Genomic DNA, 25,593 nt, shown 5'->3' on the forward strand with positions numbered 1-25,593 from the left:
TGGCCCGTGGTAGACACCGTGCAGCAGGCCGTGCAGACCCCCGATGTCGAGCAGCCATGGGCGGCTCTCGGACTGAAGGAGGACGAGTACCAGCGCATCCGCGAGTTGTTGGGGCGGCGTCCCACGGGCGCCGAGTTGGCGATGTACTCGGTGATGTGGTCGGAGCATTGCAGCTACAAGTCGTCGAAGATCCACCTGAAGCGGTTCGGGGAACTGGAGCAGACGACTCCGCGCGGGCCGCTGCTCGCGGGCATCGGTGACAATGCGGGTGCGGTCGACATCGGCCAGGGCTACGCGATCACCTTCAAGTCGGAGTCGCACAACCATCCGTCCTATGTGGAGCCCTACCAGGGTGCCGCCACGGGCGTCGGCGGCATCGTGCGCGACATCCTCGCCATGGGCGCGCGGCCGATCGCCGTGATGGACGGGCTGCGGTTCGGTGCCCTCGACGCGCCCGACACCGCCCGCGTGCTGCCCGGGATCGTCGCCGGCGTCGGCGGCTACGGCAACTGTCTGGGACTGCCCAACATCGGCGGCGAGGTCGCCTTCGACGCGTCCTACTACGGGAACCCGCTCGTCAACGCCCTGTGCGTGGGCGTCATGCGGCACGAGGACCTCAAGTTCGCCAAGGCCACCGGGATCGGCAACAAGGTCATCCTCTACGGCGCCTCGACCGGTGCCGACGGCATCGGCGGGGCGTCCATCCTCGCGTCGGAGACGTTCGACGACAGCAAGCCGTCGAAGCGTCCGGCGGTGCAGGTGGGCGACCCGTTCATGGAGAAGCTGCTCATCGAGTGCACGCTCGACCTGTTCGCTGGGGGCGTCGTCACGGCGATCCAGGATCTGGGTGCTGCGGGCGTCTCGTGCGCGACCAGCGAGCTGGCGTCCGCGGGTGACGGTGGCATGCGCTGTGAACTCGACCTCATCCCGCTGCGCGACTCGACGATGACTCCCGAGGAGATCCTCATGAGCGAGTCGCAGGAGCGCATGATGGCGATCTGCCAGCCGGCCGACGTGGCGCGGTTCATGGCTATCTGCGCCAAGTGGGACGTGCAGGCGACGGTGATCGGCGAGCTCATCGAGGGCGATCGTCTTCTCATCGACTGGCACGGTGAGCGGATCGTCGACGTCGATCCCCGCACGGTCGCCCACGAGGGCCCGACCTACGATCGCCCGCAGGCCCGGCCGGTCTGGCTGGACGATGTGCAGGCCGATCACGCCAACAACCTGCCGCGGCCTGTCGCCGGCGACGAGTTGGCCGATGCGCTGCTACGGGTGGTCGGCTCCCCGAACCAGTGCGACAAGACCTGGGTCACCAAGCAGTACGACCGGTTCGTCCGGGGCAACTCGGTGCTCACCACCCCGGAGGACTCCGGCATGGTGCGCATCGACGAGCGCAGCAATCTGGGCATCGCACTGGCCACCGACGCGAACGGGCGCTACTGCCTGCTGAATCCCTACCTGGGTGCGCAACTGGCTTTGTCGGAGGCCTACCGCAATGTCGCGGTGACCGGAGCCCAGCCCGTTGCGGTGACCGACTGCCTCAACTTCGGTTCACCGGAGGATCCCGAGGTCATGTGGCAGTTCGTCGAGGCGATCAAGGGGTTGGTGGACGGCTGCCGCGCGCTCGGCACGCCGGTCACGGGCGGCAACGTCAGCTTCTACAACCAGACCGACGGCCACAACATCCTTCCCACGCCGCAGATCGGCATGCTCGGGGTCATCGACGACGTCCGCAATCGCATCCGGACCGGCTTCACCGCACCGGGGGAGATCGTCCTGCTGCTCGGCACCACCAAGGAGGAGCTGGGCGGCTCGATGTGGGAGGACGTCTTGTTCGACCATCATCTGGGCGGGCTGCCGCCGTTCCCCGACTTCGAGGCCGAGATGGCCCTGGGGCGGGTCATGGCGGAGGCGTCGTCCCTGGGCTTGCTCACCGGAGCCCACGACCTGTCGGACGGCGGCCTGGCCGTCGCCTTGTCGGAGTCGTGCCTGCGGCACGGGCTCGGCGTCCGCGTCGATCTGCCGACGGGCCTCGACGCGTGCGTGACGCTGTTCAGCGAGACCCCGGGGCGGGCGTTGGTGTCGGTGTCGGAGCCGCGGGCGGACGAGTTCGTCGACCTGTGCGAGCAGCAGAAGGTGCCGGTCGTTCAGCTCGGCGAGGTCACCCGCGAGCCGCAGCTCGAGGTCTCGGGCCTGTTCACGCTGGCACTCGATCTCATCCGGGCCACCTGGCAGGCTCCCATCCCGGCCGCGATGGAGGCCTGAGCGCCGGGGCTTGGGCGTCCGCCGGGCAGGACTAGTAGGGTCGGACGCATGGTCGATGTTGCCGCTGTGCGTGAGAAGGTCGAAGCCGTCATCCCCGATGCCCTGGACGATCTGGTGCATCTGGTCTCCATCCCGTCTGTGAGCTCGCAGCCCGAGCATGCGGCCGACGTGGCCGCGATCGCCGAGGAACTCGTCGGCAGGCTCAAGTTGCTGGGCTGCGACGATGCCCGCATCGTCCAGGCGGGCGGAGGAATGCCCGCCGTGATCGGGCACTTCGTCGTCGATCCCGAGGCTCCCACGGTGTGCCTGTACGCGCACATGGACGTCCAGCCGACCGGCGACCTCGCGAAATGGACTAGTGAGCCCTTCGCGGCCACGGTGCGCGGAGACCGCCTGTGGGGACGCGGATGCGCGGACGACAAGGGCGGGCTCGGCGTCCATCTGGCCGTCCTGCGGGCCTTCGAGGGTAAGCCGCCGGTGAACGTCACCGTCTTGTTCGAGGGCGAGGAGGAACTCGGCTCGCCGACCCTGGCCCAGCTCATGGCCGAGCACCAGGGCGACCTTGAGGCCGACCTGTACGTCATCGCGGACAGCAACAACTGGGGGGCGGGCAAGCCCGCGTTCACCACGACCCTGCGAGGCGTGCTCGACTGCGTGGTGGAGGTACGCACGCTCGACCATGCGGTGCACTCGGGGCAGTTCGGGGGCATCGTCCCCGATGCGCTCACGACCCTGAGCCGGCTGTTGGCCACCCTGCACGACGCGGACGGCAACGTCGCCGTCGAGGGGCTGGTCGGGCGGGAAGGCGCAGACCTCGACTACAGCGAGGAGACGCTGCGTACCGAGTCGGGCCTGCTCGACGGCGTCCGGCCGATCGGCACCGGGCCGCTGGGGTCACGCACGTGGGCGAAGCCGGCGATCTCGGTGATCGGGCTCGACACCACGAGCATCGCGGCCTCGTCCAACACTCTCATCCCGTCGGCGCGGGCTCGGGTGAGCGTCCGGATCGCTCCGGGCGACACGTCGGAGAACGTCTGGCAGTGCTTGAAGGCGCATCTGGAATCGCACGTCGAGTGGGGTGCCCAGCTCATCGTCGAGAACCACGAGAAGGCCGAGCCCGGGATCATCGACTTCAGCGGCGAGTTCGCCGAGAAGGCCACCTACGCCTGGACGCAGGCCTACGGCGTCGCGCCGGTGCAGATCGGCATGGGCGGGTCGATCGGGCTGGTCGCCGAGTTCCACGACCTGTACCCGGACGCCGAACTGCTGTGCACCGCGGTCGGTGACCCTGATTCGCGCATGCACGGCATCGACGAGTCGCTCTACCTGCCCGACTGGCGCGCGGGTTGCCTGGCCGAGGCGTTGCTGCTGGCTGAGTTGGCCGAGTGAACTGAGGTCGGACGCCCGGCGACGGCCTTCCCCCGCCCCGGATCGAACGCCGGAGCCGTATCCTCGGCAGCACTGCGGGACGGATGCGTCGTCCACCCTGCTCGTTGCACATGGACACGCCAGAGCAAGCGCTTTCCAATTCGCTTGGGGCGCACTGGTGTGCAGAGATCAGGGTCGGACGCCGCGCCAGGCGGGCCTGCGGCAGGTCCGGTCCGGGCAGGGCGGTGGTAGCGTGGGTATCTGAGAGCGGCTCGCCCGCCTGCGTGCATCAATGTGGATGTGGCTAGGGGAGGGGTACCTGATGATGACGCGGATAGCGATGACCGGAATTGCCGGTGTGGCTGACTCGTCGCTGGCTCGGCGCACACATGTCGAAAGCCTGGTGATGGGCGCCGTCGCGGCCGTCGCGCTGCTGATGGTGCCGCAGTGGCTCGGCGCGGTGGCACTGGTTGCCGCCGCATGCCTACTCGTCGTCCACTGGATCGGGGGCATCCCGGCGCCCAGCGAGGTGATCGACCGGTGGGAGACCGTGGCCGACCTCGTCACCTTGGTGGCGATCTTCGTGTGGACGACCGTCTACTTCTTCCTCGGGATCGGCCGATCGCCGTGGCTCGTGGGCATCGCCTCGCTGTTCGTGGTGCCCTGGATCGCGGTGGTGATCCGGGACGCGAGGGCGTCCGGGTGAAGGCGTTCCATGAGAGGGCGGCAGGGCGAGGTCAGTGACCCGTCGACGCGAACTGCGTCCAGCGCCAGGCCAGACGGTCGCGATCGGGAGCGTCGGCCTTGCGGCGCGGGATCGTGAGTTTCCGGCCGTGCATCTCCTGAAGACCATGGGTGAGCATCGGGCCGTCTCGCTCGGCCAGGAGGTCGGCGTTGATGCGAACCTCGTAGTCGGGTGTGATCCCCAGGAGGTCTTGGTCGTAGGACGCGTGGTGGATCTTGCACAGTGCCAGGCCGTTGGAAACCGTCGGGGCTCCACCGGGCGCCGAATCGGGGACGATGTGCGCGGCATCGAGCAGCGAACCATGAGCGAGGTGGCAGATCGCGCAGTGTGTTTCGTAGGCGAGCATGACTCGCGTGCGGAAGGCCGGCTGGTGCAACCGCTGCGTCGCCAGACGGCGGGCATACTGCCGTTGCGGTTCGGTCAGGTCGTTTCCACTACCGAGTAGGCGGAACGACTCGTCCAGGGCGATGGTGACGTACCCGGAAGCCGGATCGTCGGCGATCACGAAGACCGGCGCGACAGGGGTGTAGATGTTCTTCTCCTCCTTGCGGAAGAGGATCAGTGGCTGCCCGGTGACCGCGGCTTCACGCAGTTTGGCGTTGTCGCCCTTGTCGATGTCACCGGCGCGGTACCGGTAGTGGATCAGCCCGTCGTCGGATTCGATGTCGTCGTAGGGCCCGCCGACCGTCTGGACGACCGACAGGGTCGACCTGAATCCTGTGGGATTGCGGATCCCACGTCCCCTGTCGATGAGCGGCAGACGGTCACCGTCGAGGTGGAAGTCGGCGAGTTCGGACCGCTCGATGAAGCCGCCGTTGGCCTCGGCCCGCTGGAGCACCCAGGCGATGATGCGATCGCGTAGCTCGCGTTCGATCCTCGACTCCATGGCAGAAGCCCATCACCGGGACGCCGGGAGCGCAAGCTCGCCTCGCCCAAGCGCTCCCGCGACCGAAATCACTTCCCGCGCGCATGAATTCGCTCGCGGTAGGTGATTTCGCTCGCGGGAGGGAGCTCCCCGGCGCCGCGTCGGATCAGGCGAGGGCGAGTTCCTCGTCCTCGATGGCGGCGATCTTGTTGAAACGGCTCTGGAACTCGGGGTCGGTCAGGCCCTTGAACTCGGCACCGAGGAACGCGTCCACGATGGCCTTGGCCACCTCGGGGCCGACGACGAACGCGCCGAACGCGATGATCTGGCTGCCGTTGTTCTCGCGGGTGTGCCGAGCGGTGAACGGCTCGGAGCACACCGCGGCGCGGATGCCCCGCACCTTGTTGGCCGAGATCGAGATGCCGATGCCGGTACCGCAGATCAGGACGCCGCGCTCGACCTCGCCGTCACGGATCGCGTGCGCGACCTTGCGTGCGTAGGTGGCGGAGTACTCGGGTGTCTCGCCCTCGAGCGGGCCGTAGTCCACGACCTCATGACCTTGCTGGGACAGGTGTTCGACGATGATGCCCTTCAGGTCATACCCTGAGGCGTCGCTGCCAATGCCAATCTTCATGCACGCGAGTCTACGGGGTGCGCGTCCGGCCCCGGGCTCGTCCGGCCAGCGGGCTGTTGCCCGGCACGTGACCGGGACCGGGTGCATCGTGTGCGCCGCGGGCCATGGAGCGGTGAGGACGCCGCGGACGTCGAGGAGAGGCAGGGCCAGAGGTACATGGACGACGAGGACTTCTCCGGGGTGCCGCGATGATGGGGCGTACCCATGCCGCGAGCGGTGCGCTGCTCGCGATGGTGGCGGTGCCGCTGTTGTCGCGGGTGGGCGCTGATCCGGCCGATCCTCTCACGGTCTGCGTCTTCGCGGTCGCGGGCGCGGGCGCGGCGATGTTGCCGGATGCAGACCATCCGTCGGGCTCTGTCGCCTGGACGATCCCCCCGGTCACCAAGCCCCTCACGCGACTGGTGGCAGCGCTGTCGGGTGGGCACCGTAACGGCACGCACTCGTTGCTCGGCGTGGCCGGGTTCGTCGCGTTCGCGGTGCTCGTCAACAGCCTTCCGTCGCTGCTCAGACGCGTCGGTGTCGTGCAGGACGAGCTGGTCGGCGGGGTGGTGCTCGGCGTGTGGGTCGGGTTCCTGCTCGCCATCGGCCTGAACTCGTGGTCGGTCGTGCCCGAGCACAGCAGCAGGTTGGGGGTGCTCGCGGGTGTGGCCGGCGGGGCGGGACTGGCGGTCACGACGTCGATCGTCGACCTCGCGTCAGGGATCGTCCCGTTGGCGGTAGGTGTGGGTTGCCTGGCTCACATCGCCGGCGACATGCTCACGAAAGAGGGCTGCCCGTTGTTGTGGCCGGTGTGTCGTGTCCGCTTCCGGCTGGCCGCGATCACGACGGGGAAGTTCGTCGAGAGATCCCTCGTCGCTCCGCTGACCGGCCTGGCCGCGGTCGTCCTTCTCGTGGTCAGGACAGGCGCGCTCGATCGGGTCCCGAATCTGGTGGCGTTGCTCGGCGGCTGAGGTGGTCGTCCGGCCGGCGCATTAGCGCGTCTGCCTGCGATGTGCAAACTTTTGGCAACTTTGGTAGCACCAAAGCAACAAATTGCTTACAGTGTTCGAGTTGCGCCACTGCCGGCGTGATGGTGCGTCGGCAGCGGCGCAACCGGACTGTTGTTGTAAGGAGAGGACATGGCCATAGCGGCATCTGCCCCCGAGGAGGCGGCGGAGTCCGAGGAGTTGAGGGACCCGTACGTCCTCGACCCTGCCAAGATCATGGAACCGCCGAAGGGCTGGGGGCCGAGCCTGCGCTTCCTGGGCCCCGGCATGGTCACCAGCGCCGCCGTGGTCGGTTCCGGCGAGCTGCTGACGGCGACGACGCTCGGCGCGAGGACTGGCTTCATGCTGCTGTGGCTCGTCTTCGTCTCGACGTTCGTCAAGGTGGCCGTGCAGATCGAACTCGCCAGGTGGTCCATCTCCACCGGCAAGGCGGCGATGACCGGGTACAACCAGGTTCCGCCGAAGCTCGCGGGACGCAGCTGGATCTCCTACCTGGGCCTGCTGATGTTCCTGCAGATCGTCATCGGCCAGGGCGGTGTGCTCGGCGCCGGTGCGCTTGCGCTCTCCATGGTGATGCCGATCGGTGGAGACCCGTATTCGACGTTGTCGATCGGCTTCTGGGTGTTGATCCTCGTGGTGGTCGCCATCGCGATCCACCTCGCGAACAAGTACGAGATCGTCGAGAACGTCTCCACCGCACTCGTCGTGCTGGTGACGGTGCTCGTCGTCGTCATGGTCTTCGGCATCCAGGCCACGCCGTTCGCCTGGAGCGGTGGCGACCTCGCGTCCGGCCTGCAGTTCCGTATCGCCGCAGGTGCGATGGGTGTGGCGCTGTCGATGTTCGGCATGACCGGTGTCGGCGGCGGCGAGATCACGGCCTACACCTACTGGTGCGTCGAGAAGGGCTACGCCGCCTGGACCGGCCCGAACGACGGCTCGGACGAGTGGAAGAGCCGCGCCCGCGGCTGGATCTCGGTCATGAAGAAGGACGCCTGGTTGTCGTGGGTGATCTACACGATCTCGACGGCCTCGTTCTACATCCTGGGCGCCGCGGTGCTGAACCCTCAGGGCCTGGAGCCCTCGGGCAACGAGGTGCTCGAGGTGATCTCGCGCATGTTCACCGACACGATCGGCCCGTGGAGCAAGGTCGTCTTCCTGATCGGTGCGGCCATCGCGCTGTTCAAGACGATCGTCGCCAACGTCCCGGGCTTCGCACGCCAGATCTCCAACACCCTGGCGATCTTCAACGTGTTCAACTGGACCGACCTCAAGGCCCGCAACAAGTGGATGAAGGGCCTGATGGTCGCCCTGCCGATCATCTGGGGCCTGTTCGCCATCGCACTCAAGTCGCCGCTGGCCATGGTGATCGTCGCCGGTATCGGCAATGCGATCTTCCTGATGGCGATCGTGGTCGCGACGCTCTACCTCTCGTACACCGAGACCGACAAGGCCGTGAAGGACGGCACGGGGTTCACCATCTACCTGATGATCTCCGCGGTGGCAGTGTTCGCGGTCGGCGTCCTGTCGCTGATCAGCACGTTGTGACGGTGTCTGGATCCGTCACGGACGAACAGTCGAACGCCTGGTGCCTCTACGGTGCCAGGCGTTCGGCCGTCCAGCGGCCTTCGTCCAACCGGTAGCGGATGCGGTCGTGGAGGCGTGACTTGCGTCCCTGCCAGAACTCCCAGTAGTCCGGCACCAATCGGTATCCGCCCCAGTGGTCGGGACGAGGAGGGTTGAGCCCGAACCTGGTGGTGAGCTGCGCGACGTTGCGCACCAGCACCGCGCGGGAGCTGATCACCTCCGACTGGGGGGACGCCCAGGCCCCGATGCGCGAATCGAGTGGGCGGACCGCGAAGTACTCGTCCGACTCGGCGGACGACACCTTCTCGACACGCCCCTCGACGCGGACGACGCGCTCCAGGTCGACCCAGTGGAACTGGAGCGCGGCGTACGGGTTGCCGTCGAGGTCGTGAGCCTTGCGCGAGTTGTAGTTCGTGTACCAGACCAGTCCGTGGTCGTCGGCGCCCTTGAGCAGCACCACGCGCGTGGACGGGCGGCCTTGCGGGCCGACCGTCGCCAGGGTCATCGCGTTCGGCTCGGAGACTCCCGCCTTGCGTGCCTGATCGAACCACTTCTCGAACTGTGCCAAGGGACGCGAGGCCGCGTCGGCCTCGTCCAGTTGCCCTCGCTCGTAGCTCCTGCGCATGCCTGCAATGGACTTCACGCCCCCAACACTAGGGCTTGTGGCCACGGGTCTCGGACATGGCGGCGGGCGCCCGGCACGAAGCCGAGCGCCCGCCGCCACCGAGCCAGCCGCGTCACTTCTTGGGCGGCACCACCGTGAACCTGCACTCGCGGCCCTTCAGCACGTCGACGGTGTTGCGGATGACGCGCTGCTTGAGCAGCACGTACGACTCCTCCGAGTAGTACGCGGCGTGCGGGCTCAGCAGCACGCGGTCGAGCTTGGTGATGGGTGCGTCCGCGGGGACGGGCTCGACCTCCAGCACGTCGATCCCGGCGCCCAGCAGCTTGCCCGACTCCACGGCCCGGACGAGGGCTTCGGTGTCGATGACGCCGCCGCGGGCGGTGTTGACGATGATCGCGCCGTCCTTCATCTTGGCGAAGGTCTCGTCACTGAACAGGTGCTTGGTGGAGTCCAGCAGCGGGATGTGGACGCTGACGACGTCGCTCGTGGCCAGGACCTCGTCGAAGGACGCCACGGTGAAGCCGTCGACCTCGGTGGTGCCCTCGGGGATCAGGGGATCGGTCACCACCGTGGTGAATCCGAGCCCGCGTGCCTTCTCGGCGCAGGCGCGGCCGATTGCGCCGAAGCCCACCACGCCGAACGTGAGGTCGACGAACTGATGGATCGGTGCTGCCGGGGCGAGGTCCATGGTCGACTTGCGAGCCAGGGTGTCCAGCTCCTTGATGTTGCGGATGACGCCCAGTGCCAGCGTGATGGCGTGGTCGGCCACCGACTGAGTGCCGTAGTCGGGGACGTTCACCACGGCGATGCCACGCTCCCTGGCCGCGTCCAGGTCGATGGTGTCGACGCCGACACCGTAGCGGCCGATGACCTTCAGCTCGGGCAGCAGGTAGTCCATGGCCGCAGCGTCGACCTTGGCGTACTGGACGACCAGACCGTCGGTACCCTTGACGCGAGGATCGGTGGCGGAGTCGGCGTCACCGTTGATGAAGAGGAGCTCGACACCCTCCGCGTCCGCTGCCGCCTGTTCGATGGCGTAGCTGTCATGGTCGAGGTCTGTGATGGTTACCCGCATGATTGTCCCTTCCTTGGGCTGTAAAGTCGCGCCGGGTTAACATGTGTACGGCTTTCAAGACTCGATCATTATCCCATATCCTCCATGGCTGTAGGCCCGGCCCCGGCTCTCGATCCGGACCGAGAGCAGCGGTGCTCGTGCCCACCGGACGCGTGTGCCCGGCCTTGTCTCATCTCGTCGGATAAACTCGTGCGGTGATGACTTGCCACGAGGCCGAGGATGTTCCACACGAGGAATGCGGCGTCTTCGGGGTGTACGCCCCCGGAGAGGTGGCATCGAAGCTCACCTACTACGGAATGTTCGCCCTGCAGCATCGGGGGCAGGAGTCCGCGGGCATGGCGGTGAGTGACGGCAACCGGATCATGGTCTTCAAGGACATGGGTCTGGTCAGCCAGGTCTTCAACGAACCGACGCTGAACTCGCTGCCGGGCAGCCTTGCCATCGGCCACACCAGGTATTCGACCACCGGCGCCTCGGTCTGGCAGAACGCCCAGCCGCTCTTCCGCTCGATCGGTGGACGCGGCTTCGCGATCGCACACAACGGCAACCTCACCAACACCGATGACCTCGAGGCGCTCCTGATCGCGCGCGTCGGTGCGCAGGGTGAGGTGCCCCGCAAGCAGTCCATGGACTCGACCAACGACACCGCCCTGGTCGCCGCGATGATGGCCAGCTGGGACGAGGGCCAGGGCGTCGAGCAGATCGCCATGGAGGTGCTTCCGCAACTCGTCGGTGCGTTCAGCCTCGTCTTCATGAGCGAGAACTCCCTGTACGCCGCCCGCGATCCGCAGGGCGTCCGTCCGCTCGTCCTCGGGCGGCTGGAACGCGGCTGGGTGGTGGCCTCCGAGACCGCCGCCCTGGACATCGTCGGCGCCACGTTCGTCCGCGAGGTCGAGCCGGGGGAGTTCATCGCGATCGACGCGGGCGGGCTGCGCAGCCGGTTCTTCGCCGAGGCGAGGCCGAAGGGCTGCCTGTTCGAGTACGTCTATCTCGCCCGTCCCGATACCCGCATCGCCGGACGCGCGGTGCAGCCCACCCGGTTCCAGATCGGGCGTCGGCTCGCGATCGAGTCGCCCGCCGACGGCGACCTCGTCATCCCCGTGCCCGACTCCGGCACCCCGGCGGCGCTCGGTTACGCGCGCGAATCTGGCATCCCCTACGCGATGGGCCTGGTCAAGAACGCATATGTGGGACGAACCTTCATCCAGCCGACGCAGACGATCCGCCAGTTGGGCATCCGGCTCAAGCTGAACCCGCTGCGCGAGGTGATCGAGGGGCAACGCCTGGTCGTGGTGGACGACTCCATCGTCCGGGGCAACACCCAGCGTGCGCTCATCCGCATGTTGCGCGAGGCGGGCGCGGCCGAGGTACACGTGCGAATCAGCAGCCCGCCCGTCGAGTGGCCCTGTTTCTACGGCATCGATTTCGCGACGCGAGCGGAGCTCATCGCTCCCGGTCTCACGACCGACGAGATCGCCAAGGCGATCGGTGCGGACTCCCTGGGGTACGTCAGCCTCGACGGTCTGATCGACTCGGTGGGGCTCCCCGCGGACGCGCTGTGCTCGGCATGCTTCGATGGTCGTTATCCGATTCGAATTCCCTGCTCGGCGGCAGCCAGGCTGGGTGTGCCCCAGGAGGCCTCATGACCGACATCCAGCAGCCGTCCGCCTACGCACGGGCCGGTGTCGACATCGAGGCCGGCGACCAGGCTGTGGAGTTGATGAAGACGCATGTGCGCGCGGCCACGCGTCCTGAGGTGCTGGGAGGACTGGGGGGCTTCGCGGGGCTGTTCGACGCCTCCGCCCTCAAGGGATACGACCATCCGGTACTCGCCACCAGCACCGACGGTGTCGGCACCAAGGTGGCGATCGCCCAGGCCATGGGTGTGCACCACACCATCGGCTGGGACCTGGTCGGCATGCTCGTGGACGACCTGGTGGTCTGCGGGGCCGAGCCCCTGTTCCTCACCGACTACATCGCATGCGGGCACGTGGTGCCCGATCGCATCGCGGACATCGTCCGTGGGATCGCCGAGGGTTGCGCGGCGGCGGGCTGCGCGCTCATCGGAGGTGAGACCGCAGAGCACCCGGGGCTGATGGATCCGGACGAGTTCGACGTGGCCGGGGCGACGGTCGGGGTCGTCGAGGCCGACCGCCTCCTCGGGCCTGATCGTGTTCGCCCGGGGGACGCGCTGGTCGCGCTGGCGTCGAGCGGGCTGCACTCCAACGGCTACTCGCTCGTGCGTCGCGTGCTGCTCGACGATGCGGGGCTCGCGCTCGACGACGTCGTGGACGAACTGGGGCGTTCGCTGGGAGCCGAACTGCTCGAGCCCACGCGGGTGTATGCGTCCGATGCCCTGGCGCTGATCGATGGCGTCGACGTCCACGCCATGAGCCACATCACCGGTGGCGGGCTGGCGAACAACCTTGCCAGGGTGATTCCGGCCGGATCGACCGCCGTCGTGTCGCGGGCGAGCTGGCAGCCCGCTCCCATCTTCGGCCTCGTCCAGCGCCTCGGGAGGGTGTCGCAACTCGATCTTGAGGCCACGCTGAACATGGGTGTCGGCATGGTTGCGGTGGTCGCGGCCGACGACGCCGATGCGGCTGTATCGCTGCTTGCCGGACGCGGTCTACCGGCCTGGATCTGCGGCGAGGTGGTGGCGGCCGGCGGCGGGGCGCCCGGTGCCAGGCTCGACGGTGATCATCGGCCTGGCGGTGGCGCGGTCGTCTAGCAGCGGTTCGAGTGGGGGCACAGCGGCTTCCAGTGGGTGTCGTCTTTGGTGCCCGGGCTCACCATTGGGTAGCCTAGGGGGCACGACAGTCATTATTCACATGCCGCGGCTTGGCCGCGAGGGACAAAGCGAGGGGGTCGACCCGATATGGGGCGCGGCCGTGCAAAGGCGAAGCAGACAAAGGTAGCTCGCGATCTGAAGTATCGCTCAGTTGACACAGACTTCGCCTCACTGGAGCGAGAGCTCCGAGGTGAGACTGCTGACGGTGAGGACATCTACGAAGAGGTCCCCGACAAGTACGCTGACCTGGCCTCGCGCTATGACGAGGATGACGAAGTCGCGTACGAGCAGGACGACGACGAGCGCCGCTGATTCCTGACGGGTCGTGGCGCTAGCGTTGTGCCATGAACCACGCTTGGGTTGACGACCGCCTCCTGCGGGGGTACCAGGCCACCACGTGGCCGCTCGAAGGAGCACAGATCGCTGACGGTGAGCCCGACAGCACCCTGACCGCCACCCTCGTGCGGCGCAACGCACCCCGTCACGCACGGGCGGTGCTCTATGTCCACGGGTGGAACGACTACTTCTTCCAGACCCATCTGGCTGATTTCTGGGACCGCGAGGGCTTCGACTTCTACGCGATCGACCTGCACCGCTACGGACGCAATCTGCGCCCGGGGCTGTTCGCCGGCTACACCACCGATCTGGACGAATACGTCGCCGAACTGGACGAGGCGTACGACATCGTCCGCGCCGAGGGACATGACCTCATCACGGTGAACGCCCATTCGACGGGAGGCCTCGTGGCCAGCCTGTGGGTTGCGGGATCGGAGCACCAGTTCAATGGGGTCGTCCTCAACTCGCCGTGGCTCGACATGTCTGCCCCCGAGTTGTTGAGGCGTGCCGCCATGCCGCTCATCACCTCTGTGGCGGCACTGAAGCCGACCTCCGTGATGCAGACGAGCGATACCGGCTTCTATGCGCGTACGATCTTCGCCGACCAGGACGGGGAGTGGACGCCTGACCACGATTACAAGTCGAACCCCGCGTTCCTGGCCCGGTTCGGGTGGGGGAAGGCGATCCTGCGCGGGCAGGAGCGGGTGGCCGAGAGCCTGGGCATCCAGACCCCGGTGCTGTCGATGATGAGCGCCCGCAGCAACCTCAGTGCGACGAAATGGGACGAGTCCCTGAACACGGTCGACCTCGTCCTCGACGTCGATCGGCTGGCAGCGATCTCATGGCGGCTGGGTGCCCTGGTCACCATCGTCCGTATCGAGAACGGCATGCACGATCTGGTGTTGTCCCCGCATCCGGTCAGGGACGAGGTATTCGCGGAGATCTCGCGTTGGTTGAAGGTGTACGTGCGCTGAGGCCGTGGCCCGTTGGGTCGGCCGACTTCGTGCGTCAGAAGAACAGGCGCGGACGGAATCCGTTGTTGCGGACAAGATCTCATCCGCAACAACGGATTTCATCCGCAGGTCTGTCAGCCGAGGACGCCCGTTGCCGGGGAACGTCCGATGCGGGCATATCGAAGAATCGGTGGGGTGGCCAGGGGCGGGGTCGAACCGCCGACCTTTCACTTTTCAGGCGAACGCTGCTACCTACTGAGCTACCTGGCCGTGGCGACCCCGACGGGACTCGAACCCGCGACCTCCGCCGTGACAGGGCGGCGCGCTAACCAACTGCGCTACGGGGCCAGGTGCGTCCGCAACCGGACAGCTTGGAAAGCATAACCCGAACCCGGTGTGGGACGCAAAGCGGCGGGCTACTGGGCCATGTGCCGCTCTTCGGGGCTGAACGCGGCGGCGGCGCGTATCTCGTCGGGGGTGACGTCAGGCCCTGCCAGAAGGAGCTCCCGCGTGCGACCGACGGCCCCGGATGCGGCTTCGTAGGCGCCGCGAGAGTTCCCGCGGCTGTACGTCAGTGAGCGTTCGCGCGAGATTCCCATGCGCATGCCCTCCTCGATGGCGTCCTGCCCCGATCCCATGTAGAGGAAGGTCCAGCTGTACTGCCTCTCCTGTTGTGCGATGAGGTCTGCGACCGCTTGGTAGCTGAACTCCTTGGACGAGTTCTCGAGCCCGTCGGTGACGATGCACACGATGACGGCACCAGGGCGATCCTGCTCCGGAAGCGTCGCCAGCCGTGTGCCCAGTTCGATGACGGTGCGGCCGACAGCATCGAGCAGAGCGGTCGCACCGCGCGGCTCGATGGACAAGGGCGGCACTCGGTGGATCGGGACATCGCTAAAGACCGGTTCGTAGCTGGTGTCGAACTGGGTGAGCGAAACGACACACTCGCCCGGAATGGCCTGCTGGGACTCGATGAATGCGTTGAAGCCGCCCTCGGCGTCGGAGCGGATCCCCGCCATGGATCCGGATCGGTCGATGACGGCCTGGATGTGGGTGAGTTTCGGGTTGGTCATGGCGTGTCTCCCGTCGCTGGAGGATCGCATGGTTGCGAAGCGAGTCCGACTGTAGGGGCGCACTGTGACAGTTTTCCGAGCACTCGGGTCGGCTGGCTCGCGTCGTCATGGACGCGAACTGTTCCGCTGCGTCCTGGCCCAGGCGACGCTCAACCAGCCCACCTCAGGCGAAACGTCCACCCTCCATGCAGGCGATGACGGCCCCGCGCACGCCGCGCACGTCCAGTTCGGAGGTTGCGCGTATCGTCGTCCCGCCCGGTGTGCTGACGCGGTGCTGATGGGCCGACGGGGGCAGGTCGGAAGCGGTCAGGGTCGCTCCCGCGCCCGACACGGCGGCTGCGACGATGCCTCGCGCCTGCTCGCGGGGGAATCCGGCCATGACCCCCCACTGCACCAACGCATCGGCCACGTAGTAGATCACGGCTTGACCGTGGCCTGCCAGGGTGCCGATCGTGCCGAGTTGTTCCTCGTCCAGATCGATGACGGTGCCGACCTGCTCCAGGAGCGTGTGGACGCGCCGGGCGATCGTGCCGGGGCAGTCGTCCGCGGGGCAGAAGCCGATCACGGCCGCGCCGACGGCCATGGCCGGGTTGGGCATCGCCCGGATGATCGGGATGCCCGCGGGCAGGTGCTCGGAGAGGACGGCGAGGCTGGGAGCGCCAGTGAGCGACACGACAACCGCACCTGGTGCGAGGCTCTCACGGAGGTCGTCCAGCACGCCCACGACCTGGGCGGGACGCACGGCGACGACGACCAGGTCCGCGTCCCGCACGGCGGCCCGCGCGGGCAAGGGGACGACGCCCAGCCGCTCGGCCAGCGCCTCGGCGTGCTCGGGCGAGTGCGTCGACACCCGGATCGTCCCGGGATCGATCCCCGCCCGGACGAGCCCTTCCACCAACGATGATCCCAGCTGACCGGCTCCGATCACCGCGATCGTGCCCTGCCATGCCTCGCCCATGAGTCCTCCTTCTTCGCCGTCCGGTCCGGCATTCGCTCTGCCGGTGTCCCCGCAAGCCTAGGAGGGACGAGGGACATTCGGGCGCGTCCTCAGATCCGGGCGGCGACCCCCGTTCCATTCATCGCCAACTGGCGATACCATCGTTTCATGACGATGAATGTCGAAGTGCTACGTGGCCCTGACACGGTGGCGACGGCCACGTACGCCCGACTCTTCCATGCGCTGTCGGACGAGTCGCGTCTGGCGATCCTCCAGCATCTGTCGCTGGGGGAACACCGGGTGCGCGACCTCGTCGAACACATGGGATTCGCGCAATCGACGATCAGCAAGCACCTGAGCTGCCTGCGTGAGTGCGGTCTGGTGACCGTGCGCACCGAGGGGCGGGCATCGTGGTTCGCGCTGGCCGAGCCGGAGTTGCTGGCAGAGCTCCTGAGGGGGGCCGAGGGCCTGCTGGAGGCGACGGGTTCACAGGTGATGCTGTGCCGCCAGCTGCTGCGCCACCGGCCCGGTGGGAGGGCTCGCTGATGGGAGCGGGACACGATCACACCCACGGACACGACCATGACCACAGCCATGGCGGTGACGTAACCCGGACGAAGCTGGCCATTGCCTTCGGGATCGCGGCGACGATCGTCGTGGCTCAGGCGGTCGGCTCGCTGCTGACCGGAAGCCTCGCGCTGCTGACCGACACCGCGCATGCACTCACAGATGCGGCCGGTCTGCTGGTCGCGCTGGTCGCCGCCCACCTGATGACGCGTCCCGCCACCAAGAGCCGCACGTGGGGATTCCGCAGGGTCGAGGTTCTCTCCGCCCTGGGCCAGGCCTCGCTGTTGCTCGCCGTCGGCGTGTATGCGGCGATCGAGGGTGTGCGACGGCTCTTCGCGCCGCCCGAGGTGCCCGCGACCGAGCTGTTCGTTTTCGGTGTGGTGGGCCTGGCCGCCAACGTGGTCGGCATCCTCGTGCTGTCGTCCGGCCGCACCTCGAGCTTCAACATGCGGGCCGCCTTCCTCGAGGTCGTCAACGACGCACTCGGGTCGGTCGGCGTCATCGTCGCCGCGATCGTCATGGCGACCACCGGCTTCGCCCAGGCGGACGCGATCGCCGGTCTGTTCATCGTCGCGCTGATCGTCCCGCGGGCGATCCGGCTGATGCTCGAGACGTCGAAGGTGCTCATGGAGTTCACCCCCGAGGGCCTCGACCTGGACGAGGTGCGCCGCCACATCCTGTCGATCGACCACGTGCGAGGCGTCCACGACGTCCATGCGTCCACCGTTGCCACAGGGCTGCCGACGATCTCGGCGCACATCGTCGTGGACGACGAGTGTTTCAGCGACGGTCACGCGCCCGAGATCTTGCACCGCATCTCGGAGTGCGTCGCGAAGCACTTCGACGTGTCGATCACGCATTCGACGTTCCAGCTGGAGACCGAACGGCTGAGCGGGGACGAGGCCCCGGCCGTCCGGCACGCCTGACTGGTATCCCCAACCGGATTCGAACCGGCGCTGCCGCCTTGAAAGGGCTAGCCGTGGGGCGTTGGCCACGTTTGCTAGTGGTGGGGGCGCTAGTCAAGTGGCATATGAGTGGTTGGTCAAGTTGGCCAGAATTTGCAAGTTTCGAAAATCCTGTGTTCAAACCGTGTTGAAAAGTGAGACCCCCCGCGCTCCCGAGCATTGGACGCGGGGGGCCTCGGTCGGTGCGAGCAGGTCGGTTGGAGAGAGAAGGACCGCCTTCGCGCGGAAGTAACGAAACGCGTTGACTCGCACACGTGTTGGGGTTAGGTGACCCGGACGCAGGGGAGCCGACGGGCGACACCCCAGTCGTCGAGCACTGCACCGACGACGGACAGTTCCACCCCGGGCAGCGCCGGATCTCCGGGTGCGCTGGTGATGATGGCGCGGAGCTCGCCGGCCGGGATCGAGGTATCCATGGGCAGCCGCAACTCGAAGTTGGAGACGGTGAGCGGTTGCCCGGCGGAGACGGCTTGCTCGAACCTGTCGAGCGACTTGAGCCAAGCCGGGCCCTCGTAGAGGGTGACCCAGTTCGGCGTGATCATGTTCGTCACCGGGTCGTACAGCTCGCCGTCCTTGAGCTGGAGGCGTGCCGTGAGTGTCATCGACATGCGGAACTTGCGGCGCAGGACGTTCGACTGTGGTCTCATGACGCTCGCTTCCTCCAGCGGTTGAGTGCTTGCTGCTCAGCCAGCGTGAAGCCGAGGAACGGCGTGCTGACGACCGAGTAGTCGCCGACCTGCTCGCGGACGTTCTGGGCCGGGTTGGTGACCAGCCGGGCGGTGGCCGTGGTGATCACTGCGGCGATCTCCGGGGCCACGAACCCTAACTCATCGTCGAAGCCCCGGTTGCGGGTGTAGCCGCGTACGAGGTCGGTTACGAGCTGGACGTGGCGGGTGGCCAGGGCAACCAGCGTGGTGTCGGTGCCCTGGTCGAGAAAGCTCGCCACGTCCTGCCCGGTCGGGACGGTCTTGTCGAAGCTCACGATGATCAGGACCTGGTGATCCCGGTGATAGTCACGATCGCCTCGGGGTTGAGCGGCGCGGCGTCGTAGCGGGCGACCACGCGTATTGCTTGCTGGTCGAAGTCGGCGTACCGCTCGGTCAGCACCTTCACCGACGGGGCCAGGTCGCGGGCGACGGCGATCTGGGAGAAGTCGACCAGTGCCGCCCGGCCGGTGGTGACCTCGGAGACGGTCACGTCGGGCACACGGTTCGAGACGATGACCTGGGAGCCCCAGAGCCGGAACACTCCGTCGGCGGTCGGGTCGGGGGTCAGTAGGTACTTCGACGAGCCAGTGGCTTCCTTGAGCTTGCGGAGCTCAACGAAGTCGCCAGGCTGCATGATCCACTTGAGGCTCGACATGTTGACGCCGGCGGCCAAGGCCAGGCCCCATGCGTCCAGCAGGACGTCGAGGTCGAGGGCTCCGGCAGCGTTCACGGTCTGGACTCCGGAGTAGGCGAACAGCCCCTTGGGCGTCTCGATTCCGTCGCCTCCGGCTGACAGGAACTGCGTGTCGAGCTTTGCGGCGACGGAGTTGACGAGCCGGTCGCGGATGGCCGCGTCGAGGCTGACGACCGACTGGCGGGCCAGTTCGTTGGAGAAGCGCGTGATGACCTTGACCGACGCCAGGGTCGAGGGCAGCAGGGTCACCTCATCGAAGTCGATGTCGGCTTCAGGGATCTCCTCGTTCTCCCCCGTGAACGCCAGAGACGAGTCGATCAGGTCGCCGTTCTTCGGGATGCGCAGGGGCCCGGCGGTGTCGAAGATCCGGGGCCCCGCAGACAGGAACACCGATCGTTCCTGCAGCGGCTGGACAAGGATGCGCTGCACCTGCTCTGCGGTCAGCTCGGCGGCGGCGGTCGACCCGGCGCCGGCGGTGGTGGTCTGGCTGGAAAGTGCCATGAGAATGCTCCTAGCGGTGAGGATTCGGGTGAATCGCCCGGCCGCCAGGGCCGCGAGCTGTTGGGGGTGCCGGATACCAGACCCGACACCCCCAAGTATATACCCCTGGGGGTATATGGGTGTTAGCGGCGGAAGTGGACTACGCTCTTGTCCTGCTCGTCGGTCCCGACGAATGTTGCATAGGTGCGCTCGCCGGCGGTCCAGAAGATCGGCCCGGACTCGATCCTGATCTTGCGGGCGGCCAGGTCCGCGATGGTGGCCTGCAACTCGGCGTCGACTTCGTCGGCTCCGGCCATGTACCCGATCTCGGTAGTGCTGGTGATCATGTCGTTCTCCTCCAAGGGTGTCGTTGTGTCAGGCGTTGGCGCGCAGGATTGCGGCCAGGTCCACCGTGCCGGTGTCTGCGGCTGTCGCACCCTGCCCGATGGTTCCGTGCGGTGTGCGGGTGGCGTAGTGGGGGTGGGCGTCCAGCAGCTCGTCAATGGCGGCGTCGAGCTTCGACCAGTCGTCGAGGATGGCTTCATCGAAGGGCAGGTCGTTGGGGTCGGCCAGGCGGCCGGTGGCGGCGACCCGGGAGACGAACAGCTCCTTAGCAAGGTCGTCGGACCGCTTGGCCTTCACGCGGGCCTCGGCTGCCTCCTTCCGGAGCTGTTCGACGTAAGCCCTCGGGAAGGTGTCGGGCTCGGTATCCGGCTCCTGGGGGGCCAGTTCGCCGTCGTCGGTGTTCGTGTTCTCACTCATTGGTTCTCTCCTCTCCGGTCATGGAGACCGGTTGCTGGACACAACGGCACCCGGTGTGCCGGTGCATGGGCGTGGTCACGAGTAGCTCGCGGCCGTTCGCCAGGCCGGTGCATACCGGGCACTTAGTCCCGGCCTCCGGCCGTCTGGTCCACTTGGCTTTCGGAGCACGAGCTTGAAGGTGCTCTTGCCAGGCGTCCGACGCGGTGTTGTACACGGCCGCCCGCATGGTCTTCGCCAGGGTCGTTACGCCCTCGCGCGCGGCCACGGCGTCCCTGAGCGCCGCCACGGTCGACGTGCTGGTGCGGGGCACGATGCCAAGCGGCAGGGTGTCAGCGGCAGCCAGGCGGGTCAGCAGCGCTCCGGCGGATACCTCGGCGAGCCCTGCCGCTTGGCGGGCGGTGGCATCGACCAGCGCGGCGAGCAGGGTAACGGCCTCGTCGTCGCTCAGCGTGCCGGCGCTGTTCGCCGCGTAGATATCGGAGATGCGATCCTCGGCCCGGTCAGTCAGGTCGACAAGCGCGTGCTGGTAGTCGTCGATCAGGTCAGGCATTGGTGCCCCGGTTCAGCAGGTCGGGCAGGGACGTGGCGAGCTGGTCGAGTGCCTCGGCGCGGCGGGCCTGCCGTATGGCCTCTATTTCGTCGGTGCTGTAGCCGAGCCGGGCCAGTGCATACGTGGAGGGCAGCAGTCCGGCGGTGTACAGCTTGACGACGGCGTCGGCCTCCTGGGCGACGCTCCTTGTCGACGGGTCGGCCCAGCTCACACGGACGTCCAGCGCTGCCGGGTCGGTTCCGGTGCGCACCGCGTGCATGAGCCGGGCGACCTGCTCCCACGAGCGTCCGAACGTGGCCTGCCGCGCTTCAGCGCGGGCGGTCAGGCTGGCCTCAGCGGCCCGCAGCGCGTCAGCCGAAGCGGGCTGATTCGACAGGACCCCGATGTAGTGCTCTGGCAGCGCGGAGACCGCCATGATCTGGCTCGTCAGCACCTTCACCGCCGACTCGTAGCTGGCCAGGTCGGCGGCATCGAGCTGGCCGAATCGGGAGTCGGGAGCCTCCGACAACATCATCCTGTTGTTCTCGGGATACGGGTTGACCGGGTTGCCAGCCTCGTCCTCCTCCAGTTCGACGCCGGTCGCCCAGCGTCGGGGACGGCCCGCGTATTCCGAGGCGACCATCAGGTCGCTCAAGATCTTGTTCTGTGCGTCGACCAGCGGGATCAGGTCGTCGAGTTCCGAGGCGGGAGGGCCCATCAGACGGTCGGAGTTGCGCAGCGGGACCACCGGAACCACCCCGAGCGGATTGGGCAGCGACTCGGCCAAGGTGAACCCTGATGTGGCACCGACGGCGTCTGAGTGGAGGCGGTCGATACGGTCAGGCAGGTACAGGACAGCATCGGTGCCCGTCGGCGCATCGAGGGGTCCGGTGGTCCACCGCTTCACAGCGGCCGTCACTGCCCTGGTCGCTGGGTCCCGCAGCACCGCGACTTGTTCTGCTGATTCGACGGTGACCAGCGGGCGTCCGGTGGCATCGGCCCAGACGATCACGAATGCCTCGCCGATGGTCAGGGCTTCGCGGTGCGCCACTGGCGCGAGCTGGTCAAGGTCGTTGGCCAGCCAGTCGGTCCACAAGGTGGAGGCGAACTGGCCGTCGATGGTGAAGCCGGTGACCCGCAGGCGTTCGGCCAGGGCCGTCACGGCGACCCGTGGGATGTTCACCGCCATGCGCGAGAACCGGTTCCCGATCGCCGTACGGGCCTCGGGTGCCAGGAACGCCAGGGGCTGGTCGCCGCGATAGTAGCGGTTCAGGGTCTCCCGGCGGGGAGCGCCGGCGTCGAGCCGGGCGAGCAGTTGTTCGAGTGGTTGCACGTTGTCTCCTGGTCTAGAACGAGGCGGCGCGTCTGCGCCGTCGCTGGTTGTGGAAGGCGGCCCGGTCGAAGGCGACGATGGCCGCCACGGCAAGGTCGATCTTCCGGGGTGAGTGGGCACGGTCTTTGGTAATCACGTCGCCCTGGGGGGTGCGCTTCGCCACGGCATGGGCAATGTGGGCGGCCAGGCGGGCATCGGCGTCGTGGGTGATGCTCTGGTCGGCCACCGACTGATAGAAGCGGTCAGTCGCCGGAGCCATGCGGCCCACGACATTGGTCGGCCACTCGATCACCCGGCGTTCGCCGTACCGTTTCGCCCAGCTCTCGATCTCCGAACGCCAGCCCCATGGGTCACATGCGAGCTCGACCACATCCCACCTGCCGAACGCCACGTCGACCGCTTCCGACACGTCACCACGCGGAACCCTCCAGCGCGCATCGCCAGGGTTCTCCCACGCGCCGACCACGAACACGTGGCCGTCGAGGGTGCAGCCGACCAGCGCGGTGGAGTCACCGGACGCCGACCCGTCGAACCCGAGGACGACCCGCTCACCATCAGCAGGTACGCCACGATCCCGGTCGGCGCAGGCATCCCACGCGCCGAAGGGCAGCCAAGCGTCCGAGCCCGTGACCCACTGCCCGAGCCGCAATTGCCGGAACACCGGTTCCCGCATCGTCCGCAGCACCGCAGCCATGCCGTCGGCTGCAAGGAAGTCGCCCAGCGCCGGATTGGCGACCGTCCACGCCTTCCGGTCGTCGACCGCGCACCCGTCCGGCGCCGCGAACTCCCGCAGGTAGAAGGACGGGTCGTCTTCTGTGCGGCCGTGCTCGACCAGCCTCCACATGATCGAATCCGGCGTCGCGGCCGGGGTGGATATGGCCAGCGTCAGCGACTCCGGACGCTTGCCCGAAACCGAGGTCACCGCTTCCCAGACCTCGGCAGTGACCACGTGGAGCTCGTCGACGATCAGCAGCGACGGGTCCCAGCCGTGCAGTGCCGCAGGGTCCGCCGGCAGGGCGATCATCGTCGCGTCGTTGTGCGGAACGACCAGCTTGTCCTTGAAGATCTGGCACCGTGCGGCCAGCTCCGGGTTCAGCTCAACCATGCGCCGAGCCATCGAAAGTGCGATGTTGGCCTGCCGTTGGTCGGATGCCACCACGAGCACCTCGGCCGATGGGGGCCCGCAGAACAGCTCCGCCACCGCCAGTGCAGCGGCCAGGGCAGTTTTCCCGTTCGCTCGCGGCAACGAGACCAGAGCCGTCCTCACGCCGGGTGCGAACGCGCCGGTCACAATCTCCTTCTGCCACGGCCGCAGGCGGAACGGCTGCAGTGCGCCAGCCCCTTTCGGAGTGATCACGAACGTGTTGATGAATTTCATGCGCCGCTTCGCCCGATCACGAGGCCAGCCCGTGAAGTCGAGCGGCTCGGCGGTCACAGGAGCCTTCGCGCCAGCCCTCAAGCCTGCCATATATACCCCCTAGGGGTATTCTGACCGAAACTTTCCCTGGAATGCGGCTCCCGGGCAAGGGGCTTTACCCCTACCCCCCTGGGTTGGTCTCCACGAGCGGCTCCGCGTGCCCGGTTGCAGGGTCCGCAGACGACCTCAACGTCGGCACCGAGCCGCAAGGGCAGGTGGGCGGCGACCCGCTCCCACGCGCCAGGCAGGTGGTCGAGCTGGAGGTCATCTGTACGTCCGCAGTCCGTGCACCATGGCTGCAGCTGGCGAGCCCTCCGGCTCAGCTTGTCCCAGCGCGTGTCGTACCCGCGCGCCCTCGATGGGCGACTGGTGTCGGTGTGCAGCTGGCAGCGGGCGCCCTCGGTCAGGGCCCCGCAGGTCAGGCATGGCTTGAGCGTCACGCTGCGCCTCCTTGATCGCATGCTGGATGAGTCGTAGCGCCGTCACCGAGGTCGACCATGGGGAACCCGCAGACGGTGCAGCGCTTCTGTGGGGGTGTCACACCTGTCACGCCTGTCACGTCTGGGGGTGCTCCCGTGGTAAACGTGACACCCGTGACAGGTGTGACACCCCCCACAGGGGAGGGCACATACAGCCCCGTTGCCCTACGAGCAATGCGCCCCGAGTCGTACAAGCGCTTTAGGTACTGCCGGGCCTTTTCGGTGGTGAACCCCAGAGCATCTACCACGTCAGCCGCCCGCACACCATCGGGCCGGGTCGCGACAAGAGTGAGGATGCGCGTTGTGTCGTCGCCCAAGCCCTGGGTCGCTTCAGCGTCCGCCGCAAGCTTCGCGGCAGCGTCCAGGGAGCCGCCCGCCAGGTGCCAGCGGCAGCCGTCCATGCTCACGGCGTATTCGGCCTCGGTCACGTCGCGGCCGGTCACGAGGAACTTTCCCGACGCCTCGTTGCGTCTTCGGTTCAGCACAACGATGGTGTCGGCAGCCCCGGCGATTCCGTTGGTGCCGGAGACCGTGTTCACGAAGTCGTCGGACGCGGCCTTGCGGTCATGGTGGAGCACGAGCATGGCCATGCCAGGCCGGGCGTCAGCAATCGACTTCAACGCCCCGGCGACCCGGTAGTCGCGCATGTAGTCGGATTCGCCGGGCCGTGCAGGCGGCAAGATTTTCCCCAGCGTGTCAAGGATCACCAGCGGCCGGGGGAGCCGCTCTGGCAGTGAGTCGAGCCACGCCGATATCGTCGGCTGCACGGTTCCGGGCACAACCCGCGTCATGTAGTTCAGCGCTGCCGGGATCGGCTCGCCGCCAAGCAGCTTGCGGGCCCGGGACTGCAATCGCCGGTCGCCGTCTTCGAGTGCCAGCAGCAGCACGGGCCGCCACGACACCGGGATGCAGCCGACCGCCCGGCCGCCTGTGGCCGCTGCCAACGCGATGTCGAAACTCAGCCAGGATTTCCCGATCTTCGGGCCCCCAACTAGCAGCGTCATGCCCTCGGGCACGAGCCCGGGCACGATCCACGTGAGCTCAGGGAAGACCTGCTCGTCGAGCCACGCACCCGTCCGCAGACCCGCTAGCAGGTTCGGCTCTTCGGGCACCTTCTCGATCATGCGGCCTCCCCAAGGACGGCAGCATCGAGTTCGTCGATCAGGCCGTCGGGCAGGCCGAAGTTGGCGATGAGCCAGGCGTGGGCCCGGCACTGCTCGGCGGCCTCGTCGGCCCACGGCGTGCCCACGGTCTCCAGCTCGGCGGCTCGGCGGCACCAGTAGGCGGGCAGCGCTTCGCGGAACGCGTCCACGATCACCGCGAGCGCCATCGTCTGCACCAGGTCCGGCAGGTTGATCAGCGCGTTCACCACGTCACGGGACGGCGCTGGGCCGGTGTCGTATCTCTCCATCAACGAGCT

The 25,593-nt window shown here is 67.5% G+C and carries 27 protein-coding genes and 2 tRNA genes; 11 read left to right on the forward strand and 18 right to left on the reverse strand.

Annotated elements, in window-relative coordinates; all coding sequences use genetic code 11:
• Positions 1 to 6 precede the first annotated feature (6 nt).
• The 3 genes from purL to FB473_RS01715 all read left to right on the forward strand — a co-directional run bounded on the left by purL (position 7) and on the right by FB473_RS01715 (position 4,342).
• On the forward strand, positions 7 to 2,268 hold the full coding sequence (purL, locus tag FB473_RS01705; protein WP_167164256.1) for a phosphoribosylformylglycinamidine synthase subunit PurL: 2,262 nt from the start codon (positions 7 to 9) through the stop codon (positions 2,266 to 2,268).
• A gap of 48 nt (positions 2,269 to 2,316) precedes the next feature.
• Entirely contained in the window at positions 2,317 to 3,657 is a 1,341-nt protein-coding gene (locus tag FB473_RS01710; protein WP_167164258.1) for a M20/M25/M40 family metallo-hydrolase, read from the forward strand.
• A gap of 301 nt (positions 3,658 to 3,958) precedes the next feature.
• The gene (locus FB473_RS01715) at positions 3,959 to 4,342 is read left to right on the forward strand and encodes a hypothetical protein (RefSeq protein ID WP_167164260.1); all 384 of its coding nucleotides are present in this window, start codon (positions 3,959 to 3,961) and stop codon (positions 4,340 to 4,342) included.
• A gap of 31 nt (positions 4,343 to 4,373) precedes the next feature.
• Here FB473_RS01715 and FB473_RS01720 read toward each other — a convergent pair whose 3' ends face one another.
• Positions 4,374 to 5,267 carry an HNH endonuclease gene (locus tag FB473_RS01720; RefSeq protein ID WP_167164262.1) on the reverse strand — a complete coding sequence of 298 codons (894 nt, stop codon included), beginning with the start codon at positions 5,265 to 5,267 and terminating at the stop codon, positions 4,374 to 4,376.
• 145 nt (positions 5,268 to 5,412) lie between these two features.
• Entirely contained in the window at positions 5,413 to 5,880 is a 468-nt protein-coding gene (rpiB, locus tag FB473_RS01725) for a ribose 5-phosphate isomerase B (protein ID WP_167164264.1), read from the reverse strand.
• Positions 5,881 to 6,068: 188 nt separating this feature from the next.
• Between rpiB and FB473_RS01730 the strand changes: the two genes are divergently transcribed.
• A complete protein-coding gene (locus tag FB473_RS01730) occupies positions 6,069 to 6,830 on the forward strand; it encodes a metal-dependent hydrolase (protein WP_167164266.1) in 762 nt (253 codons plus the stop codon).
• Between the two features lie 168 nt (positions 6,831 to 6,998).
• Entirely contained in the window at positions 6,999 to 8,411 is a 1,413-nt protein-coding gene (locus FB473_RS01735; protein ID WP_167164268.1) for an Nramp family divalent metal transporter, read from the forward strand.
• A gap of 46 nt (positions 8,412 to 8,457) precedes the next feature.
• On the opposite strand, the gene pdxH is transcribed toward FB473_RS01735, so the two are convergent.
• Positions 8,458 to 9,093 carry a pyridoxamine 5'-phosphate oxidase gene (gene pdxH, locus FB473_RS01740; RefSeq protein ID WP_341770003.1) on the reverse strand — a complete coding sequence of 212 codons (636 nt, stop codon included), beginning with the start codon at positions 9,091 to 9,093 and terminating at the stop codon, positions 8,458 to 8,460.
• Between the two features lie 94 nt (positions 9,094 to 9,187).
• Positions 9,188 to 10,150 (reverse strand): C-terminal binding protein, encoded by a 963-nt coding sequence (locus tag FB473_RS01745; protein ID WP_167164270.1) that lies wholly within the window; start codon positions 10,148 to 10,150, stop codon positions 9,188 to 9,190.
• Positions 10,151 to 10,347: 197 nt separating this feature from the next.
• On the opposite strand from FB473_RS01745, the gene purF reads away from it, so the two are divergent.
• From purF to FB473_RS01765, 4 genes are all read left to right on the forward strand, one after another.
• Positions 10,348 to 11,796: an amidophosphoribosyltransferase gene (purF, locus tag FB473_RS01750; RefSeq protein WP_167168865.1), complete on the forward strand. Its 1,449-nt coding sequence runs from the start codon at positions 10,348 to 10,350 to the stop codon at positions 11,794 to 11,796.
• A gap of 5 nt (positions 11,797 to 11,801) precedes the next feature.
• On the forward strand, positions 11,802 to 12,881 hold the full coding sequence (gene purM, locus FB473_RS01755; RefSeq protein ID WP_341770127.1) for a phosphoribosylformylglycinamidine cyclo-ligase: 1,080 nt from the start codon (positions 11,802 to 11,804) through the stop codon (positions 12,879 to 12,881).
• Between the two features lie 147 nt (positions 12,882 to 13,028).
• Positions 13,029 to 13,253, forward strand: a complete 225-nt coding sequence (locus FB473_RS01760; RefSeq protein WP_167164274.1) for a DUF3073 domain-containing protein — start codon at positions 13,029 to 13,031, stop codon at positions 13,251 to 13,253.
• Positions 13,254 to 13,285: 32 nt separating this feature from the next.
• Complete coding sequence (locus FB473_RS01765; RefSeq protein ID WP_167164276.1) at positions 13,286 to 14,251, forward strand: alpha/beta hydrolase; 966 nt, start codon at positions 13,286 to 13,288, stop codon at positions 14,249 to 14,251.
• 175 nt (positions 14,252 to 14,426) lie between these two features.
• Here the strand turns inward: FB473_RS01765 and FB473_RS01770 are convergent.
• From FB473_RS01770 to FB473_RS01785, 4 genes are all read right to left on the reverse strand, one after another.
• A tRNA-Phe gene (locus FB473_RS01770) sits at positions 14,427 to 14,500 on the reverse strand.
• A gap of 1 nt (position 14,501) precedes the next feature.
• A tRNA-Asp gene (locus FB473_RS01775) sits at positions 14,502 to 14,578 on the reverse strand.
• 68 nt (positions 14,579 to 14,646) lie between these two features.
• Positions 14,647 to 15,303 carry a vWA domain-containing protein gene (locus FB473_RS01780; protein ID WP_167164278.1) on the reverse strand — a complete coding sequence of 219 codons (657 nt, stop codon included), beginning with the start codon at positions 15,301 to 15,303 and terminating at the stop codon, positions 14,647 to 14,649.
• 163 nt (positions 15,304 to 15,466) lie between these two features.
• Positions 15,467 to 16,261, reverse strand: a complete 795-nt coding sequence (locus FB473_RS01785; protein WP_167164280.1) for a pyrroline-5-carboxylate reductase family protein — start codon at positions 16,259 to 16,261, stop codon at positions 15,467 to 15,469.
• 147 nt (positions 16,262 to 16,408) lie between these two features.
• Here FB473_RS01785 and FB473_RS01790 point away from each other — a divergent pair, with 147 nt between their 5' ends.
• Both FB473_RS01790 and FB473_RS01795 read left to right on the forward strand, forming a co-directional pair.
• Positions 16,409 to 16,786 carry an ArsR/SmtB family transcription factor gene (locus FB473_RS01790; protein WP_208390399.1) on the forward strand — a complete coding sequence of 126 codons (378 nt, stop codon included), beginning with the start codon at positions 16,409 to 16,411 and terminating at the stop codon, positions 16,784 to 16,786.
• The gene (locus FB473_RS01795; protein WP_167164282.1) at positions 16,786 to 17,733 is read left to right on the forward strand and encodes a cation diffusion facilitator family transporter; all 948 of its coding nucleotides are present in this window, start codon (positions 16,786 to 16,788) and stop codon (positions 17,731 to 17,733) included. Before FB473_RS01790 ends, FB473_RS01795 begins: the two co-directional genes overlap by 1 nt.
• 302 nt (positions 17,734 to 18,035) lie before the next feature.
• Here the strand turns inward: FB473_RS01795 and FB473_RS01800 are convergent, their stop codons facing one another.
• The 10 genes from FB473_RS01800 to FB473_RS01845 all read right to left on the reverse strand — a co-directional run bounded on the left by FB473_RS01800 (position 18,036) and on the right by FB473_RS01845 (position 25,584).
• Positions 18,036 to 18,419, reverse strand: a complete 384-nt coding sequence (locus tag FB473_RS01800) for a DUF6093 family protein (RefSeq protein WP_167164284.1) — start codon at positions 18,417 to 18,419, stop codon at positions 18,036 to 18,038.
• Complete coding sequence (locus tag FB473_RS01805; protein WP_167164286.1) at positions 18,416 to 18,754, reverse strand: hypothetical protein; 339 nt, start codon at positions 18,752 to 18,754, stop codon at positions 18,416 to 18,418. Before FB473_RS01805 ends, FB473_RS01800 begins: the two co-directional genes overlap by 4 nt.
• Positions 18,755 to 18,759: 5 nt before the next feature.
• Positions 18,760 to 19,878 carry a phage major capsid protein gene (locus tag FB473_RS01810; protein WP_341770128.1) on the reverse strand — a complete coding sequence of 373 codons (1,119 nt, stop codon included), beginning with the start codon at positions 19,876 to 19,878 and terminating at the stop codon, positions 18,760 to 18,762.
• Positions 19,797 to 20,000: a hypothetical protein gene (locus FB473_RS01815; RefSeq protein WP_167164290.1), complete on the reverse strand. Its 204-nt coding sequence runs from the start codon at positions 19,998 to 20,000 to the stop codon at positions 19,797 to 19,799. Before FB473_RS01815 ends, FB473_RS01810 begins: the two co-directional genes overlap by 82 nt.
• 28 nt (positions 20,001 to 20,028) lie before the next feature.
• The gene (locus FB473_RS01820) at positions 20,029 to 20,415 is read right to left on the reverse strand and encodes a hypothetical protein (RefSeq protein WP_167164292.1); all 387 of its coding nucleotides are present in this window, start codon (positions 20,413 to 20,415) and stop codon (positions 20,029 to 20,031) included.
• Complete coding sequence (locus tag FB473_RS01825) at positions 20,408 to 20,965, reverse strand: hypothetical protein (protein WP_167164294.1); 558 nt, start codon at positions 20,963 to 20,965, stop codon at positions 20,408 to 20,410. Before FB473_RS01825 ends, FB473_RS01820 begins: the two co-directional genes overlap by 8 nt.
• Complete coding sequence (locus FB473_RS01830; RefSeq protein WP_167164296.1) at positions 20,958 to 22,277, reverse strand: phage portal protein; 1,320 nt, start codon at positions 22,275 to 22,277, stop codon at positions 20,958 to 20,960. Before FB473_RS01830 ends, FB473_RS01825 begins: the two co-directional genes overlap by 8 nt.
• A 13-nt stretch (positions 22,278 to 22,290) precedes the next feature.
• Positions 22,291 to 23,655: a terminase large subunit domain-containing protein gene (locus FB473_RS01835; protein WP_243863447.1), complete on the reverse strand. Its 1,365-nt coding sequence runs from the start codon at positions 23,653 to 23,655 to the stop codon at positions 22,291 to 22,293.
• 475 nt (positions 23,656 to 24,130) lie between these two features.
• The gene (locus FB473_RS01840) at positions 24,131 to 25,297 is read right to left on the reverse strand and encodes an AAA family ATPase (protein WP_167164298.1); all 1,167 of its coding nucleotides are present in this window, start codon (positions 25,295 to 25,297) and stop codon (positions 24,131 to 24,133) included.
• Positions 25,294 to 25,584 (reverse strand): hypothetical protein, encoded by a 291-nt coding sequence (locus FB473_RS01845; RefSeq protein ID WP_167164300.1) that lies wholly within the window; start codon positions 25,582 to 25,584, stop codon positions 25,294 to 25,296. Before FB473_RS01845 ends, FB473_RS01840 begins: the two co-directional genes overlap by 4 nt.
• Positions 25,585 to 25,593: the final 9 nt, after the last annotated feature.

It is taken from the genome of Brooklawnia cerclae (assembly GCF_011758645.1).
In the GTDB taxonomy this organism is placed as follows: domain Bacteria; phylum Actinomycetota; class Actinomycetes; order Propionibacteriales; family Propionibacteriaceae; genus Brooklawnia; species Brooklawnia cerclae.

What these genes read in the sequence shown, in the direction of transcription:
- FB473_RS01710 (WP_167164258.1), top strand. Translation starts at nt 2,317, where the DNA reads ATGGTCGATGTTGCCGCTGTGCGTGAGAAGGTCGAAGCCGTCATCCCC.
- FB473_RS01715 (WP_167164260.1), top strand. Translation starts at nt 3,959, where the DNA reads ATGATGACGCGGATAGCGATGACCGGAATTGCCGGTGTGGCTGACTCG.
- FB473_RS01720 (WP_167164262.1), bottom strand. Translation starts at nt 5,267, where the DNA reads ATGGAGTCGAGGATCGAACGCGAGCTACGCGATCGCATCATCGCCTGG.
- rpiB (WP_167164264.1), bottom strand. Translation starts at nt 5,880, where the DNA reads ATGAAGATTGGCATTGGCAGCGACGCCTCAGGGTATGACCTGAAGGGC.
- FB473_RS01730 (WP_167164266.1), top strand. Translation starts at nt 6,069, where the DNA reads ATGATGGGGCGTACCCATGCCGCGAGCGGTGCGCTGCTCGCGATGGTG.
- FB473_RS01735 (WP_167164268.1), top strand. Translation starts at nt 6,999, where the DNA reads ATGGCCATAGCGGCATCTGCCCCCGAGGAGGCGGCGGAGTCCGAGGAG.
- FB473_RS01745 (WP_167164270.1), bottom strand. Translation starts at nt 10,150, where the DNA reads ATGCGGGTAACCATCACAGACCTCGACCATGACAGCTACGCCATCGAA.
- purF (WP_167168865.1), top strand. Translation starts at nt 10,348, where the DNA reads ATGACTTGCCACGAGGCCGAGGATGTTCCACACGAGGAATGCGGCGTC.
- FB473_RS01760 (WP_167164274.1), top strand. Translation starts at nt 13,029, where the DNA reads ATGGGGCGCGGCCGTGCAAAGGCGAAGCAGACAAAGGTAGCTCGCGAT.
- FB473_RS01765 (WP_167164276.1), top strand. Translation starts at nt 13,286, where the DNA reads ATGAACCACGCTTGGGTTGACGACCGCCTCCTGCGGGGGTACCAGGCC.
- FB473_RS01780 (WP_167164278.1), bottom strand. Translation starts at nt 15,303, where the DNA reads ATGACCAACCCGAAACTCACCCACATCCAGGCCGTCATCGACCGATCC.
- FB473_RS01785 (WP_167164280.1), bottom strand. Translation starts at nt 16,261, where the DNA reads ATGGGCGAGGCATGGCAGGGCACGATCGCGGTGATCGGAGCCGGTCAG.
- FB473_RS01790 (WP_208390399.1), top strand. Translation starts at nt 16,409, where the DNA reads ATGACGATGAATGTCGAAGTGCTACGTGGCCCTGACACGGTGGCGACG.
- FB473_RS01795 (WP_167164282.1), top strand. Translation starts at nt 16,786, where the DNA reads ATGGGAGCGGGACACGATCACACCCACGGACACGACCATGACCACAGC.
- FB473_RS01800 (WP_167164284.1), bottom strand. Translation starts at nt 18,419, where the DNA reads ATGAGACCACAGTCGAACGTCCTGCGCCGCAAGTTCCGCATGTCGATG.
- FB473_RS01815 (WP_167164290.1), bottom strand. Translation starts at nt 20,000, where the DNA reads ATGATCACCAGCACTACCGAGATCGGGTACATGGCCGGAGCCGACGAA.
- FB473_RS01820 (WP_167164292.1), bottom strand. Translation starts at nt 20,415, where the DNA reads ATGAGTGAGAACACGAACACCGACGACGGCGAACTGGCCCCCCAGGAG.
- FB473_RS01825 (WP_167164294.1), bottom strand. Translation starts at nt 20,965, where the DNA reads ATGCCTGACCTGATCGACGACTACCAGCACGCGCTTGTCGACCTGACT.
- FB473_RS01835 (WP_243863447.1), bottom strand. Translation starts at nt 23,655, where the DNA reads ATGAAATTCATCAACACGTTCGTGATCACTCCGAAAGGGGCTGGCGCA.
- FB473_RS01840 (WP_167164298.1), bottom strand. Translation starts at nt 25,297, where the DNA reads ATGATCGAGAAGGTGCCCGAAGAGCCGAACCTGCTAGCGGGTCTGCGG.
- FB473_RS01845 (WP_167164300.1), bottom strand. Translation starts at nt 25,584, where the DNA reads ATGGAGAGATACGACACCGGCCCAGCGCCGTCCCGTGACGTGGTGAAC.